Annotated in this window: 9 protein-coding genes; 2 read left to right on the top strand and 7 right to left on the bottom strand. The window is 71.6% G+C overall.

What is annotated here, in order from left to right; genetic code table 11:
- Positions 1-11: 11 nt before the first annotated feature.
- Both ACQEVJ_RS36000 and ACQEVJ_RS35995 read right to left on the bottom strand, forming a co-directional pair.
- Positions 12-1,784 carry a discoidin domain-containing protein gene (locus tag ACQEVJ_RS36000; RefSeq protein WP_433108985.1) on the bottom strand — a complete coding sequence of 591 codons (1,773 nt, stop codon included), beginning with the start codon at positions 1,782-1,784 and terminating at the stop codon, positions 12-14.
- A 282-nt stretch (positions 1,785-2,066) separates the two neighbouring features.
- Positions 2,067-2,522 carry a MarR family winged helix-turn-helix transcriptional regulator gene (locus ACQEVJ_RS35995; RefSeq protein ID WP_433108984.1) on the bottom strand — a complete coding sequence of 152 codons (456 nt, stop codon included), beginning with the start codon at positions 2,520-2,522 and terminating at the stop codon, positions 2,067-2,069.
- Between the two features lie 104 nt (positions 2,523-2,626).
- Between ACQEVJ_RS35995 and ACQEVJ_RS35990 the strand changes: the two genes are divergently transcribed.
- Together ACQEVJ_RS35990 and ACQEVJ_RS35985 are read left to right on the top strand one after the other, a co-directional pair.
- The gene (locus ACQEVJ_RS35990; RefSeq protein ID WP_433108983.1) at positions 2,627-3,682 is read left to right on the top strand and encodes an aldo/keto reductase; all 1,056 of its coding nucleotides are present in this window, start codon (positions 2,627-2,629) and stop codon (positions 3,680-3,682) included.
- On the top strand, positions 3,679-4,803 hold the full coding sequence (locus ACQEVJ_RS35985) for a Gfo/Idh/MocA family protein (protein WP_433108982.1): 1,125 nt from the start codon (positions 3,679-3,681) through the stop codon (positions 4,801-4,803). Before ACQEVJ_RS35990 ends, ACQEVJ_RS35985 begins: the two co-directional genes overlap by 4 nt.
- A 38-nt stretch (positions 4,804-4,841) precedes the next feature.
- Here the strand turns inward: ACQEVJ_RS35985 and ACQEVJ_RS35980 are convergent, their stop codons facing one another.
- From ACQEVJ_RS35980 to ACQEVJ_RS35960, 5 genes are all read right to left on the bottom strand, one after another.
- Positions 4,842-5,180: a response regulator transcription factor gene (locus ACQEVJ_RS35980; protein ID WP_433108981.1), complete on the bottom strand. Its 339-nt coding sequence runs from the start codon at positions 5,178-5,180 to the stop codon at positions 4,842-4,844.
- 190 nt (positions 5,181-5,370) lie between these two features.
- The gene (locus tag ACQEVJ_RS35975; protein ID WP_433108980.1) at positions 5,371-6,006 is read right to left on the bottom strand and encodes a hypothetical protein; all 636 of its coding nucleotides are present in this window, start codon (positions 6,004-6,006) and stop codon (positions 5,371-5,373) included.
- 97 nt (positions 6,007-6,103) lie between these two features.
- Positions 6,104-10,849 carry a ThuA domain-containing protein gene (locus ACQEVJ_RS35970; RefSeq protein WP_433108979.1) on the bottom strand — a complete coding sequence of 1,582 codons (4,746 nt, stop codon included), beginning with the start codon at positions 10,847-10,849 and terminating at the stop codon, positions 6,104-6,106.
- Between the two features lie 237 nt (positions 10,850-11,086).
- On the bottom strand, positions 11,087-13,798 hold the full coding sequence (locus tag ACQEVJ_RS35965) for a hypothetical protein (RefSeq protein ID WP_433108978.1): 2,712 nt from the start codon (positions 13,796-13,798) through the stop codon (positions 11,087-11,089).
- Complete coding sequence (locus tag ACQEVJ_RS35960) at positions 13,795-15,642, bottom strand: HSP90 family protein (protein ID WP_433108976.1); 1,848 nt, start codon at positions 15,640-15,642, stop codon at positions 13,795-13,797. The genes ACQEVJ_RS35965 and ACQEVJ_RS35960 overlap by 4 nt, the downstream gene beginning before the upstream one ends.
- Positions 15,643-15,691 lie beyond the last annotated feature (49 nt).

Below are 15,691 nucleotides of genomic sequence, written 5' to 3'. Positions count from 1 at the left end.
TCCTGCCTGCGCTACCAGCCGACCGCGACCAGCAGCCACTGCGGGTCGCCGTGCGAGACGAACGAGGACTGGCCCGCGTAGTCGTCGTAGGGGAAGCCGTAGGCGAGCTTGCCGATGGCGTGGTCGTGCCAGAACTTCGCGTAGTAGTTCGCCGGGGCGGCCTTGTAGTAGTTCGACGGGTCCGACTGCTGGGCGTCGGGCAGCCCGGCGACGTGCCGGTTCAGCGCCGCGCACATCTTCGGGGCCTCGGAGAGCGGTCCGGCGCACCCGGTGACCTGCGAGGTCGTGGCCGTCACGCCCTGCTGGGCGGCGTAGCCGGTGAAGTAGTTCGCGTACGCCCCGCCGGGCTGGAAGATCGATGCGCTGCCCGGAGCCGGGATGCGGTACGGCGCCTGCACCTGGGCCAGTTGCTTGAACTCGGTGGGCACCTCGTCGATGAACCGCTGGAACGTCGCCGCACGGGACTCGGCGAAGGTCGCGTAGTCCTCGCCGACCGCCACGTCGTAGCCGTCGCGGGCGTGCAGGCGCATCGCGAGCTTCAGGCCGAACGCGTCGACCCGGGTGGTGTTGCCGTTGAACACCGACGGCCCGACCGTGAACTCGATGAAGTCGTAGTACTGGCTGTTGGGGGAGCCGAGGTAGAAGTACATCCGGCCCGCCGTGTTGGCCGGCATGTCGAAGTAGGGCTGCTCGGCGATCGAGTGGACCTGGCCGTTGTAGCTCCAGTAGACCTGCGAGTCGGGATACTGGCCGTTGGTCCTGTTGAGGATCTTGACCATGACGACGTTCTTGGCCGCCGGGATGTTCGAGGTGTCGCCCCAGAAGGCGTCGGGCGGGGTCGTGGGGCCGGTCGTCGGGTCGGTCGAGCCGCCCGTGGTGTTCACCGTGAAGCTCCACAGCGAGTAGCCGTAGGCGGTGGCGCGGGCGGTGCCGTACATGCGGACGTAGCGGCCGGAGCCGGTGACGTTCAGGGTCTGCGTGCCGCCGGTGCCGGTGGTGGTGGAGTAGAGGTCGGTCCAGGTGGTGGCGTTGTCGGACACTTGGATCTTGAAGGCCGTTGCGTAGGCGGCCTCCCAGGTCAGGACGACCTTGCAGATCGTCTTGGCCGAGCCGAGGTCCACCTGGAGCCACTGCGGGTCGCTGAACGCGCTGGACCAGCGGGTCGCGCTGTTGCCGTCCACGGCCGCCGACGCGGGCGTCCCGGCGTTCTCGGCGGAGGAGGCGGTCGCCGGCCTGCCCTGGGCGGCGTCGGCCGTGCCGCAGGCGGTGCCGGACGTCGTGCCGTAGACCTGGAACTCCCACAGGGAGTAGCCGTACGCGGTGGCGCGGGCGGTGCCGTACACGCGGACGTAGCGGCCGGTGCCGGTGACGGTGAGGTTCTGTACGCCGCCGGTGCCGGTGGTGGTGGAGTAGAGGTCGGTCCAGGTGGTGGCGTTGTCGGACACCTGGATCTTGAACGACGTGGCGTAGGCGGACTCCCAGTTGAGGGTGACCTGGCTCAACGTCGCCGTGGTCCCGAGGTCGACCTGGAGCCACTGCGGGTCGCTGAACGCGCTGGACCAGCGGGTGCCGGTGTTCCCGTCCACCGCCGCCGAGGCGGGGGTGCCGGCGTTCTCTGCGGACGAGGCCGTCGCGGGTTTGCCCTGCGACAACAGCGCGGGCGCGGCCGTGGCCGGTGCGGACACGGCCGCCGCCGCGACGACGCAGGCCACGACCAGGACCAGCGCGCTGAGCGCGGCCGTCAGGGCGCGGCGCGCGGGATGGATCGTCGAATGCTCTCTCATGATGGCGATCTCTCTTCGGGGGGTGAACGAGGCGAGCCCTGACCAGAGAATGATCGCGTTCGATACTTAGGTCAATACTTGAATTTAGTATGCGAAGAAATGATCTTGACTCCCGTGGGAAGCGGCGGGTCAACCGCCGGGTCGTACCAGGACGTGATCCTCGACGGCGGGCCGGCCCACCGCTCCCCCTGCGCCTGGCGACGCCGGACGGGAAAGGGGCGGGCGGTTGATCTTGCGGGCGCCTGGTTCCCGGCGGCTTCGACGACTTCGCGTTCCGGCCCGCTACAACCGGCTGAACAGGGAGCCCAGCGTTTCGATCTCCTGCGCGGTCAGCTTGTCCGTGAGGTGGCGGCGTACCGCCGCGTCCAGGCCGGGATGCACGGCGGCGATGGTCGCGCGCCCGTTGTCGGTGAGGGTGACGGTGACACCGCGGGCGCGCTCGCGGGTGACGAGTCCGCGCTCGCTCATGCGGGTGAGCTGGTGGGAGATGCGCGTGCGATCCCAGCCGAGTGACGCGGCGAGCTCGCTCTGGCGCAGGGCGCCTCCCGCCTTGCCAAGGTTGACGAGGATCGTCAGGTCCGGCTCGGACAGGCCCGCCGCCTCGGCGGTGTCCGCGATCACGCGGGCTCGGACGACCTCGTGGGCGCGCTTGAAGGAGGCCCAGAAATCGACGGGCTCCGACGTGATGCCGGTCGCGGCCTCGTCCGATGCGGCGGTCGCTCCATTCTGTGTTGACATATCAACATGCCTCTTCCTAGTGTTGAGATATCAACGCTAACAAACGGCCGAACCCGTGGCGGCCTGTCGGCCGCGTCCACCCTTCACGCCCCACAGGAGGCACCATGCAGACCCGACCGCTTGGAACCGGCGGCCCGCGGGTCGCCCCTATCGCGCTGGGCTGCGCCGGCATGTCCGACCACACCGCCCCCGCCGACGAGGCTGACGCCATCGCCACGATCCACACGGCCCTCGACGCCGGCATCACTCTCCTCGATACCGCCGACTTCTACGGCATGGGCCACAACGAGGACCTCATTCGCCGCGCCCTCCGCGCCGGCGATCGCGAAAAGGTGCTCCTGAGCGTCAAGTTCGGCGGTCTGCGCGGCCCCGACGGAGCCTTCGTGGGCATCGAGGGCCGGCCCGCCCACGTCAAGAACGCGCTCGCCTACTCGCTGCGCCGCCTCGGCAGCGACCACGTCGACGTCTACCGCCCCGCCCGCCTCGCCCCCGACACCCCGATCGAGGACACGATCGGCGCCGTCTCCGAGCTGGTCCAGGCCGGGTACGTGCGCCACATCGGGCTCTCCGAGGTGGGGCCGGAGACCATCCGCCGCGCCCACGCCGTGCACCCGATCTGCGATGTGCAGATCGAATACTCCCTGTTCAGCCGTGGGCCCGAGACCAACGGCATCCTGGACACCTGCCGCGAGCTGGGGATCGGCGTCACCGCCTACGGGGTCCTCGCACACGGCCTGCTCACCGGCACCTACCGGCAACCCGCCGGAGGTGACCCGCGCGCCCACTGGCTGCCCCGCTTTCACCCCGGCAATCTCGCCACGAACCTCACCCTCGTCGACCGGCTGCGGCCGCTCGCCGACGCGCACGGCATCAGCGTCGCGCAACTCGCCACCGCCTGGGTCATCGCCCAGAGCCGCGAGCGCGGCACCGTCGTGGCCGTCCTGGGCACCCGCCGGCCACACCGCGTCGAGGAGGCCCTGGCCGCGGCCGACGTCGCACTGACCGACACGGATCTCCGCACGATCGACGAGGCCATCCCGGCCGGCGCGGTGGCCGGCACCCGGTACGCCGCACCCCTCATGGCTCTGCTGGACAGCGAGCGCGGCCCGGAGCCGTCCGCGTCGGTGCCGCCCACAGAAAGAACAGGCTGCGAATCATGAACACATCTGAGTCACCGCTCGCCGAGCTGGCCCGGTCAGAGAAGCCGATCGGAGTAGGGATCATCGGACTCGGGGCGAACGGAAGCTGGGCCGAGCGCTCTCACCTGCCGGCCCTGCGCGCCGTCCCGGGATACGAGCTGAGGGCCCTGAGCACGAGTTCGAGACAGTCGGCCGAGCGCTCCGGACAGAAGCACGGGGTGTCCCGCACCTTCGGGACGGCGGCCGAACTGGCCGCCTGCGACGAGGTGGACCTCGTGGTCGTGGCGGTGAAGGTGCCGCACCACCGGGAGCTGGTGCGGACGGCGCTGAGCGCCGGCAAGAGCGTGCTGTGCGAGTGGCCGCTGGGCAACGGACTCGCGGAGGCCGCGGACCTGGCGCGGCAAGCGCGCAGCCGCGCTGTGCCGACCGTCGTCGGACTCCAGGCGCGGTCGCACCCTGCCCTCGCCTACGCACGGGATCTCGTGGCCGACGGCTATGTGGGGGAGGTGCTGTCCACGACGGTCGTCGGCTCCGGCGGCGCCTGGGGCGCCACCGTCGGCCCCGGCGATCACTACGTGCTCGACGCCGCCAACGGCGCGACACTGCTGACCATTCCCTTCGCCCACACCCTCGACGGACTCGCGTCCGTCCTGGGAGAGCCCGAGGAACTGCGGATCCAACTGGCGTCGCGGCGTACGTCGGCCGTCGACACGGGGAGCGGACGGCCCGTGCCCATGACCGCCGCGGACCAGGTGGTGGCCTCGGGACGGCTGCCGGGCGGCGCGGTGGCCACCTTCCACTACCGCGGAGGCATCTCCCGGGGCGTCAACTTCCGCTGGGAGATCAACGGCACCGAGGGCGACCTCGTGATCACCGCCCCGATCGGCCATCTCCAGCTCAGCCCGGTCACCCTCGAAGGCGGCCGCGGAACATCCACCGGACTCGCTCCCCTGACGGTGCCGGAATCATACGTTCGCGTCCCACGACTGGACCCCCAAGCCGACGCGCCGGCCTACGCGGTCGCTCACGCCTACCAGCGGTTCCTGGACGACCTGCGCGAGGGCGGCACGCCGGGCGTACCCGATTTCGCGCACGGCGCCGCCCGGCACCGCAGCATCGAATCCGCCCTCACGACAGCCTGACCGGACGTGCGGGCCTCGGCCACTCACAAAGCGGCGGGTCAACCGCCGGGTCGCACCAGGCCGCTCTCGTAGGCCAGGATCACGAGCTGAACCCGGTCGCGGACGTCCAGCTTGGCGATGGCCCTGGCGACGTGGGTCTTGGCGGTCAGCGGGCTGATGACCAGGCGCTCGGCGATCTCACCGTTGGACAGGCCGAGCGCGACGAGCCGCACCACTTCCAGCTCGCGGAGGGTGAGGGCGGCCAGCCGCTCCCCGGCGTCGGGCGCGAGGTCCTGCCGCCTGGCGAACCGCTCGATGACGCGGCGGGTGACGCCGGGGGACAGCAGCGCGTCCCCGGCGGCCAGGGGGACGACATCGGGGCGGGTGCTCGCGGCCACCTGTACGGCCTCGCCGCCGTCGCGTGCACCTTGACCGTCAGGGTCTTGGCGTCTTCGACGTTGCCCGCCTTGTCCGGACGGCCCTTGGTCGACGAAGGTGTCTCGTGTCTGCTCGTGAGCGTCCGGGACGTGTGCCGAGTTCGCACAGGTCCCGGACGCTCACAGCGGGCGGTGGCGTCCCGCCTGCGGCTCAGGACTGGTTGAACAGCGACAGCGTCAGGGTGGAGTGGTACTCGCCGGCGGCGACGTCGACCGGGGTGCGCAGGGCGAGGTCGGCGTTGACCTGGGAGGTGCCGATCTCGTCGGCGGAGTTCGCGATCGAGGCGAGCAGCTCCTGGCCCTCCAGACCCACGGTGGGGGCTCCGGTGCCGTCGGAGATGACGCTGGAGACCGGCTCACCGGCCGACACCGCCCCGGTGGAGGAGTCGCTCAGCAGGCGCGGCTTCCATCCCAGGTACTCCGGGCCGATGGTCTTGGCGGAGTCTCCGGTCGCGGTGAACTGGCTGGACTGGCCGACCACCGCCCAGAACTCGCCCGCGGGGATCTCCTCGGGCAGGCGGGTGTCGGTCACCGTGACCGTCGGCAGGGTGCCGGTGAACTGGCGGGCAGCGGCATCCGAGCCGTTCTCCGTGAGGGCCACTCCGTTGTTGTCGGCCACGGTCATCGACAGCTGACCGGGAGTGCGGATGGGCTCGATGTTCACCGACACATCGATACCGTTGCCCGGGTCGTCATCCGCGAGTGCGGGACCGGCCACGCCGACACCGGCGAGCGCGACACCGAGCACCGACACGGCGAATATCTGGGTGGTCCTGTTGATTTTCATGCGATTACTCCATCTGTGGGGGGGCCGGCCGGCTTGTCGGCCGGCCGGCCCCGGTTGTGCTAGGGCGGTGTCCTCGTCGTGGTCACCGCCGGTGCGGTCAGCGGCAGCCGGCCGCGGTGTAGGCCGCGTCGTAGGACGAGGTGACCTGCTTGCCGCCGATCGTCGCGGTCCCCTTCACGGTCACCTTGCCCGCGTCGATCTGTCCGGCCCGGGTGTTGAAGGACTGGTAGGCCTGCTTGCCCGGAGCCACGTCGGCCACGGTCTTGGAACCGTACGGAGTGGTCAGCTCCACGGTCGCCGGCACATCGCCGTTGTTGACGGCCGTGACCGCCAGGTACGCCGAGGTGCCGATGCAGCGGGAGGCGGCGGTGACGGTCAGCTTGACCGTGTCCTTCGGGCCGCGGACGAGCGTGAAGTCGTCCACGTCGAAGTCGGCCCCGGTGAACACCAGGTAGAGCTTCACGATCCCGGAGGGGACGTTCGTGAGCGCCGTGGAGACGTCCGCGTACGACTCCCACCCGCCGGTGTTCGGGACGGTGACGCTGCCGAGCACGGGGCCGGTCGGGGAACCGGTCCGGATCTCGAAGCCGCCGCTCGGGTTGGGCGAGGCCACCCGGGCCGTGAACCGAGTGACGCCGGTGAGGTCCACGCCGTCGTACGCCGCCCAGTCGCCGGGGTTGACGTAGCCGAGCACGGTGCCGCCGTGCGCGGGGGCGTGGGGGTAGGTGTCGACCCCGTTCGCCTCCGTCCAGCTCTCGGCCTGGATGGTGACGTCGCCCTCCGCCGGGTCGAGCTCCTTGATGCGGATGTTCCGGAACGCCACCTGGTCGCCGTCGCCGTGGTTCTGGATGCCGATGTAGCCCTGCTGGAGGGACCGCTTCGGGTCGGTGTTGGTGAAGTCATTGATCTTCACGCCGTTCAGGAAGATCTGCAGGCGCTCGCCCTCCACGCGGATCTCGTAGGTGTTCCACTGCCCCGGCGGGTTGAGGGCGGCGTCACGGGCCTTGAGGTCCGCCGACTGGAAGCCGTAGACCGACCCGGTGGTCTTCTCGGGAACGTCCGTGGCGTCGATCTGGATCTCGTAGCCGTTGTCGACCGCCGACCACGGGTCGTCGGAGGCGGGGAAGCCGACGAAGACGCCCGAGTTGTCGTCGCCGCGCATGTTCCAGTCGAGCTTGAGCGAGTAGGAGTGGAACTCCTTCGCCTTGTACCAGAACAGCCCCAGACCGCCCTGCGAGGTCAGGGTGCCGTCGGCGTTCGTGAAGCTACCGGGCCCGGCCTGCTGCCAGCCGGTGGTGTTGCCGTTGTAGAGCGTCGTGTAGCCGGTCTCGGGACGGCAGTCGGCCTTGAGGTCGCCCATGGCGTACCTGATGCCGCCGAGCAGGTGCTGCCGGAACTCGGGCTCGGAGAAGGACTCCGCCGTGTGCCCGCCGCCCGTGTAGAACGAACGGCCGCCCTGATACTCCTTGCACCAGGCGATCGGGTGGTCCTCGCCCATCTTGCCGCCGGAGTAGGACTTCTCGTCCAGCGTGGCCAGCACGTGCGCGGTGGTGCGGGCGTTGGAGCGGTAGTCGTACCACTCGTCGGTGCGGGTCCAGCTCGTCCCGAGGTGGGCGGTCGCCGGGTGGGCCCGGTCCTCCACCTTCACGGTCGCCTTCTGTACGGCGGGGTGCGAGGCGAACCACGCCCCGACCAGGCCGCCGTAGAACGGCCAGTCATACTCGGTGTCCGCCGCCGCGTGGATGCCCACGTAGCCGCCGCCCGCCTTGACGTACGACTCGAAGGCCGCCTGCTGGGTGTCGTTCAGCACGTCGCCCGTGGTGCTGAGGAACACCACGGCCTTGTACTTCGCCAGGTTCTGGGCGGTGAAGACGGCGGGGTCCTCGGTCGCGGTGACCTTGAAGCCCAGGTCCTTGATGGCCTGGATGCCCGCCGGGATCGAGTCGTGCCGGAAGCCGGCCGTACGGGAGAAGACCAGGACCTCGCCCTCGGCGCCGCCGCCCGGGGCCGTCGAGGTCGTCCACTTCTGCGCGTTGCCGCCGTCACAGGTCTTGATGACCATCTGCCCGGTGTTCGAGCCGTCGAGGCACTTGCCGGACTGCGGGTTCTTGATGGTGCCGTCCGTCCCGATGGTCCAGACCTGCGCGCTGACGCCGGCGACGCAGTCCCAGATCTGCACCCGCGTGCCGTCGGCGGTGCCGCCGTTGGACACGTCGAGGCACTTGCCGAGCGAGCGGAGCGTGGAGCCGTTGACGCTCCAGACCTGAGCCCCGGTGTCGTTGCACTGGTAGAGCTGCACGTTGGTGCCGTTGGCCGCGTTGGCGCCCGCGACGTCGAGGCACAGGCCGCCGGCGTTGACGATCGGTCCCGGGCTCCCGCCCGTGGGCGGCTCGGCCGTCAGCGTGAAGTCGTCCACGTCGAACAGCGCGCCATCGTTGCCCTTGAAGAACAGGTAGAGCTCGGTCGTCCCGGCCGGGGCGTTCGTCAGCGGCGCGGAGACGTCGGTGAACGTCTCCCAGCCTCCGGTGACGGGCACGCTCACCTTGCCCAGCAGGGTGCCGGTCGGCGATCCCGCGCGGACCTCGATGGTGCCGCCCTTCCCGCCGGAGGAGACGCGGGCGGCGATCCCCTTGGCCTTGCTCAGCTCGTAGGGCTTGAAGGAGATCCAGTCGCCGTTGTTGATGTCGCCGACCGTCTTGCCGCCGTGCGCCTGCGACTTGCTGATCGGGTTGACGCCGTACGACGACCCGTAGTGCTCGGCCTGGCGGTGCCGCGGCTGCAGGATGTGCTGGGTGTGGGTGGTCAGCCCGCCCTTGTCGGTGTACTCGGCGTCGAACACGGCGAAGATGTTCGCCGCGTCGTCGTGCTCGCCGTCAACCGGGATGGTCAGCTCTCCCGAGCAGCCGTTCTTCGAGCTGATCTGGTGGCCGTGGCTGTCGTGGCCGAGCACGTAGGTCATCTTGACCTTCGCGCAGTCGATGTCGCCGTCCTCCGGGTCGGTGACCTTGATCGTGAAGGGGACGGAGTCGCCCCACTGGAACAGGCTGCCCGCCGTGGGCGTCTCGATGGTCACGGTCGGCGCGGTGTTGCCCGCCGTGATGAGCACACTCGTGCTGCCGCTGTTGCCCGCGGGGTCGCGCACCGTGAGCGTCGCGGTGTACGTGCCGTCCTTGTCGTACGTCTTGACCGGATTCGCCTCGGTGGAGGTGGTGCCGTCGCCGAAGTCCCAGGCGTAGGTGAGCGTGGCGCCCTCGGGGTCGGCGGAGCCGGCCGAGGAGAACGTGACGGTGAGAGGCGTCTTGCCCGAGGTCTTGTCGGCCTTGGCCACCGCGACCGGGGAGCGGTCACGGCCCTTGATGTACTCGAAGCGGTACAGCGCCGAGTTGGCGTCGCCGTTGAAGTAGCCGGTGCCGTAGTCGAGCACGTACAGCGCGCCGTCCGGGCCGAACGCCAGGTCCATCACCTGCGTGCCGGTCCACGGGAAGTCCACGATGTCGCCGCGCGTCCCGTCGGCCTGCACGTCGATCGCCTTGATCCACTTACGGCCGAACTCGCCGGCGAAGAAGTGGCCGTCCAGGTCCTGCGGGAACTTGACCGCGGAATTGAGAGCCGCGTCGTAGTGGTAGACCGGCCCGCCCATGGGGGACTCGGAGCCGTCGCCGAACTCGGGCGGTGAGCCGGCGTCGCCGCCGTACCTGATCCACGCGGGCTGGGCGGGCGGCAGCGTGCGCTGCCCGGTGTTGCGGAAGGAGCTGTTGACCGGGCCGCCGGCGCAGTCGTACTTCGCCCCGGAGGGACCGGAGGGGAAGGTGAACGCGTTGTAGGTCTCGACCGGCGTGTTGGTGCCCGTGCAGTAGGGCCAGCCGTAGTTGCCGGGGCGGGTGACCCGGTTGAACTCGACCTGGCCGCTCGGCCCCCGGTTGGGGTCGGTGGTGCCGGCGTCGGGGCCGTAGTCGCCCACGTAGACGACGCCGGTGGCCTTGTCGACGCTCAGCCGGAACGGGTTGCGGAAGCCCATCGCGTAGATCTCGGGCCGGGTGTCCGGGGTGCCCGGCGCGAACAGGTTGCCCTCGGGGATGTCGTAGGTCCCGTCGGGCTTGACCTTGATGCGCAGGATCTTGCCGCGCAGGTCGTTGGTGTTGCCCGAGCTGCGCTGGGCGTCGTACGCCGGGTTGCGGTCGGGCCGCTGGTCGAGCGGGGCGTAGCCCGACGAGTCGAAGGGGTTGCTGTCGTCGCCGGTCGAGAGATAAAGGTTGCCGGCGGCGTCGAAGTCCATGTCGCCGCCCACGTGGCAGCAGATGCCGCGGTCGGCCGGCACGTCGAGGATCTTGACCTCGCTGTCCTTGTCCAGCGTCCAGTCGGGCTTGACGGTGAACCTGGACAGCCGGTTCACGCCCTTCCAGGCCGAGAAGTCGGACGCGGTGGCCGGGGCGTCGCCGTCGGGGGTGTTGAGCCGGGGAGCGTAGTAGAGGTAGACGAACCGGTTGGTCGCGAAGCCGGGGTCGGCGGCGACTCCCTGGAGCCCTTCCTCGTCGTGGGTGTAGACGTTGAGCGTGCCGACCACGGTGGTGTCGCCGCGCGCGTCGGTGCGCCGCAGGACTCCCTCGCGAGCGGTGTGGAGCACCGACAGGTCGGGCAGCACGGTCATCGTCATCGGCTCGCCCATCTCGGCGACGCCCTTGGCCAGCTCCACGCGCTGGTAGTCGGCGGCGTCGATGGGAGCCGCATGCGCCTGGGCGGGTGCGGCCGGGGTGAGCACGGTCAGGCCCGTGAAGGCCAGGAGTAAGGCACAGGTCTGCGCGATCCGCTTTCTGGCGCGATCGGTCGGCCGCCTGGGGGGCATGGCGGGGCTTCCTTTCCCTCGGTGCGGTACGCCGGCACGGTCGTGGGCACGCGTTCGCTTCACAAACCAGCCGTGATAGCGGTGATTCGCCCCGAAGGTAAGCGTCTTTTGGGGACTTGTGAAGATAGTTTTGGTGAAACGGCGGAACTTTTGCCGGGTTGTGACGAAAGTTCATGGAATGGCGGCATGCGACCACTCAGGCCCGGCGTCGTCCGCCGTGGCCCGTCACCTGGGGTCTTACGCCCCGCCCTGGTCCTCTCCCTCGTCCTCATCGAAGTCGAAGTCGAAGGCGAACGGGTCGGCGTCGTCGAGCATCGCGTCGAGTTGCCGGCGGGTCTCGGCGAGTTCGGCGGCGACCTCCTCCGACGGCTCGGAATCCGCCAGGGACTCCAGCTCGGCGAGCACGGCCCGCATCGCGGTGACGCCGGGCGGCTCCGCCGTCGTCCCCTCCTCCGCAGTGTCCCCGTCCTCCGCCATGCCACTGTCCTCGCCCGTCCAGTCCATCAGCCACGCGGCGGCGCGCAGGCAGCGTACGCGCGGGACGACCATGCCGAGATCGGCCCACAGCCGCGCGGCCCGCTGGAAGGCGGGCAGCGCCTCGTCCGCCCTCCCGGCGAACTGCAGCGCCTCGGCGGCCGACCAGGCCAGCTCCGCGTGCAGTTCCCGTGCGCCGGGGTCGTCCTGCACCAGCCGCGCGGCCATGACGAACTGCTCGGCGGCCTCCCTGTGCCGGCCCAGCTCGGCCAGCGACCGGCCGTACTGCGCCCGCGTCCGCGCGACGGCCTGGCCCTCGTACGGGACCTCGACGCGCGGCATCACCTCCTCGAACAGCGCGGCGGCCTCGCCGTGCCGATCGAGAAGGTGGTAGGCGCGGGCGGCGGCGAAGGTGTTGTGCAGCGTGTCGGGCTCGGAAAGGCCGTCCCAGCGGGCGGCCGCGGCGAGCGCCGCCCCCACCACGTCGAGTTCGCGGCCAGGTTGCCGGGTGAGTGTCTCGACGAGCAGGGAGCTCAGCTCCGCCGCCTCGTCGGCGGGCAGCAGGTCTCCGCCGTGCTCCAGGGCCGTCAACACGTAGCCCTCGGCGCTCTCCGGGTCCCCCTGATCGAGGGCGAGCTGGCCGAGCATGCCGGCGGGCCGCGCGGCGAGCCAGGGCATGCCCGCGTCGCGGAAGCGGTCCAGCGCGGACGTCAGGTGCGTGCGGGCGGCCCCGAGGTCGCCGAGCAGGAGGGAGATCCGGGCCAGCATGTGGTGGTAGGTGCCGGCCCGGCCGGTCCCGCCCAGCTCCTCCGCGACGGACAGCTCCGCCTCCACCCGGGCGCGCGCCGCCAGGATGCCGGTCTCGGCCGGCCCGTCCGGCCCGGCAAGCGTGCTCACCGCGACGTACGCCCCGGCCCTGCGGGCCGCCAGGTACTCCCCGGCGTCGAGCGTCCCCTGGGCGTACGCGGCGGCGGCCTCGGCGGTGACGGTCTCCGCGAGGCCCTCGCCGCCGGCCCGGTCACCGGCGTAGGCCAGGGCGACGGCCGCCCCGGCGCGCGACTCCAGCGCGTCGGCCCGGTCGCCGAGCCGCTCGAACCGGTCGGCGACCGCCAGGAGCCGCGCGTACGCGGCGCCGGGGTCCTGCTCCATCGCCGTCCCCGCCCGCCTGAGCTCGACCCGCGCGGCCACCGGCTCGGGCAGCTCGGTCTCGGCGGCGCCGACCCGTTCCCACGCCTCGTCCGCGTGCGGGTGGCGGAGTGCGGACAGCCGCCGCGCCTCCGCCACGAGGTCCTCGATCGATGCCGGTGCGGGCGATACCGATGCGAGGGACGCCTGCGCCGGGCGGGGCGGGACTGTGACGCCGGCCCCCTCGGCCGGTCTCGGCAGCCGCGCCGGGGAGCCCAGCGGCAGCCGGTCGAGCAGCGGCTCCCGGCTCAGCCGCGCCGCCACCCGCCCGCTCACGACGCGGGTGCCGTTGCGGGCGTCGTAACGGGCGCAGATGTCGCCGATCTCCCGCTCCAGGTCGCCGAGCGCGGCCCCCGCCGTACGGTCGCCCACCGGCAGGTCGTCGTACCCGAGCGCGGCCAGGCGGCGCAGCAGCACGGCGGCGCCGCAGACGAAGCCGAGCCGCCGCGAGACCTCCTCGCCGTGCGGGGTGAGCCAGGCGACGTGCTCGGTGAGGATCTCCAGCCCGCGTGCCTCGTTGCCGGTCAGCGCGCAGAACTCGATGTGCTGCCCCACCGCCTCCCGGAGGGAGAGCGTGCGCCGGGCCAGGCGGTATCCCTTCAGGTGGGCGCCGCGGGCGTCGTCGACGCGGCCCGTCCGCAGCAGCGGAAGCAGGGCCTGCCCGAACACCCGATGAGGCTCCTCGGCGCAGGTCAGCGCGCCGTCGAGCAGCGGCGCCCAGAACTCCAGCGCGCCCTCGTCGTCGCCGGAGGCCTCCCGCCACGTGCCCCACCCGTTGTGCTCGCAGGCGTCGCAGTCGGCCATCACGTCGTTCGGCGCGGCGATGGACGCCTCCATCGCGGCGGCGGCCGCCTCCACGTCGCCGGTCTCCTGCGCCAGCAGCGAGCGCAGCGCGAGCACCGGGCGCGCGCTGTAGCCGCGCTCCCGATAACGGCTCTGGAGCTCGTCGAGCCACCGGTGGGTCGTCTCCAGCGGCACGGCGGGGTTGTTGACCAGGCTGTGCGTCATCCACTTGAGCTGCCAGTGGATGGAGTAGGTCAGCCCGCCAAGCTCGGCCGGGAAGTCGTCGAGGAGTCGCAGGAGCCGTCCCGCGGCGACCGGCATGCGGTCGCCCTCGGCGGCGTAAAGGTACGCCTCGACGAGGGCGAGCAGGACCTCGCCCTCCAGCGAGCGGTCGTCGGCCGTGCGGGCCTGCGCGGCGAGCACCTCCAGGCGCTCGGCCTTCTGCCGCCCCTCGGGCATGGCCGCGCACTCCTCCAGGCCCGCGCGGATCGCGGCGGTGCCGCTCACTGTCCGTCTCCTTCCGGCGCCTCGGTCACGCTCGCCGCGGCCCAGCCGAGCAGTTGGTCGAAGGCCCGGTTCAGCAGCGAGGCGTCCACCGGCCGCAGCGGCCGGTGCGTCATCAGCAGCGCCTGGGCGTACAACGCCTCGACGGCGGTGACGAGCAGCGTGCGGTCGCGGATCGTCGCCAGCCTGCGCACCACCGGGCTGCGGTGGTTGAGCACGAGCTGCGCGCGCGGCGCGGACGACTTGAGCGCGCCGAGGATCTCGGCCCACAGCTCGTCGGACTCGGCGGCGGTCTCCGCGCGGGCGCGCTCGCTCCGGGCCGCCCGCGAGTCGAGGTGGAGTGCGGACACCGACGCCGGGTAGAAGGCGCGCAGGATCACGTCGCAGTTCAGCGGGTCGAGCGCCGCGCGGGCGGCGGTGAGGAAGGCGGCCAGCGCCAGCTCCTCGCGGGGGTCCACCGGGTCGAGAGCGGCGGTGACCGCGTCCGCGTCCAGCTCCTCGACCGTCACCCCGGGCAGGACGCCGGGAAGCGCGGCGACCAGCTCGCCGTCGTAGGTGTAGCCGCCGTTGACCACCCCGAGGCCCTGGGCCGCCGCGATGCCGGCGACCTGCCGGAACTCCTCCACCGACGACGTGACCCGCACGACCGGGTGCTTCCTGGCGAACTCGGCGAGCGTCGCCTCGCCGTCGGTGGTCTCGAACCGCAGGTGGGGCAGCATGATCTCGAAGAGTTCTGAGTCGTGCCTGGCCAGCGACTTGACGCCGAGGGCGTGCACGGACAGGAACGCGGCCAGGCGGCCCGGTTCCTGCGCGGCCAGGCCGGTCAGCCAGTCGCGCAGCCGGGCGCCGAGGGCCTCGCGGACCGCGGCCAGCGTCTCGTCCTCGTACAGCCCCTCCCGCGACGCGGTGGGGCGCAGGGTGTCGGTGTCGATCACGCACCGCGCGAAGAAGGCCCAGTCGGGCAGCAGGCCGGTGACCGCGTCACCGAGCAGCATGCCCTTCAGGTAGACCCGGTGGCGGCCCCCGGCGGCCGGGTTGGCCGCGTTCGGCAGGATGTAGGCGGCCCCCCGCACCCCGGCCAGCTCCACGTCGAGCTCGACCACGTCGAGCGCCGCGAAGCCGAGCACCCGCTCGCCGTACGCGAGCAGCGCAGCCCGGCGCTCGGCCGCCGACCGGTAGGGGCGGTCCCAGACCGGAGGGCTGTCCGTGGTGCGGACCGTCCGCCCGCCTCCCTCCACCGTCACCGCGTACGGCAGCAGCGCGCCGAAGTCGCGGGCCAGGTCGGCCACGAGGTCGGGGGCGAACCACCGCCGCGCTCCCGGCCGGGCCAGCAGGCGCACCGTCGTTCCAGGTGTGCGGACGAGCGCGGCACGCTCGTCCGGCGAGAGCGTACGCACCGCGTACGTCCCGTCGGAGGTCGCCGACCACTCCACGCCCGGAGCGTCGGGGTCGCGGGCCGACCGGGTGAGCACCTGGATCCGCTCGGCCACGGTGAAGCAGGCCAGCAGACCGATGCCGAACTGGCCGAGGAACTCCTGCCGGGCCCCTTCGAGGTCGTCACGCTTCGAGGAACGGCCGATGGTGGCGAGGAAGCGGTGCACGTCGGCCTCGGTCAGGCCGATCCCCGGGTCGTCGATCCGCAGCCCGTTCTCCTCGACGGTGATCCGGATGTCCGTCGGCGCCGCCGGGTCCACCGCCAGCCGCGCGGTGACCGCGTCCACCGCGTTCTGCAGCAGCTCGCGCAGGTACACCCGGGGACTGGAGTAGAGGTGGTGGGACAGGAGGTCGACCAGTCCGCGCAGGTCGACCTGGAAGGATCGGGCGTTCCCCGCTAAGTCGTCCGACATGCGCATGATCGTAGCGTCGCGCACCGACACGGAAGGGGTGCTCGCGGCC

The organism is Microbispora sp. CA-102843 (assembly GCF_050936215.1).
Taxonomy (GTDB): Bacteria; Actinomycetota; Actinomycetes; order Streptosporangiales; family Streptosporangiaceae; genus Microbispora.
The sequence above is the reverse complement of the archived record's forward strand: the minus strand, read 5'-3'. Positions and strand labels throughout refer to the sequence as shown.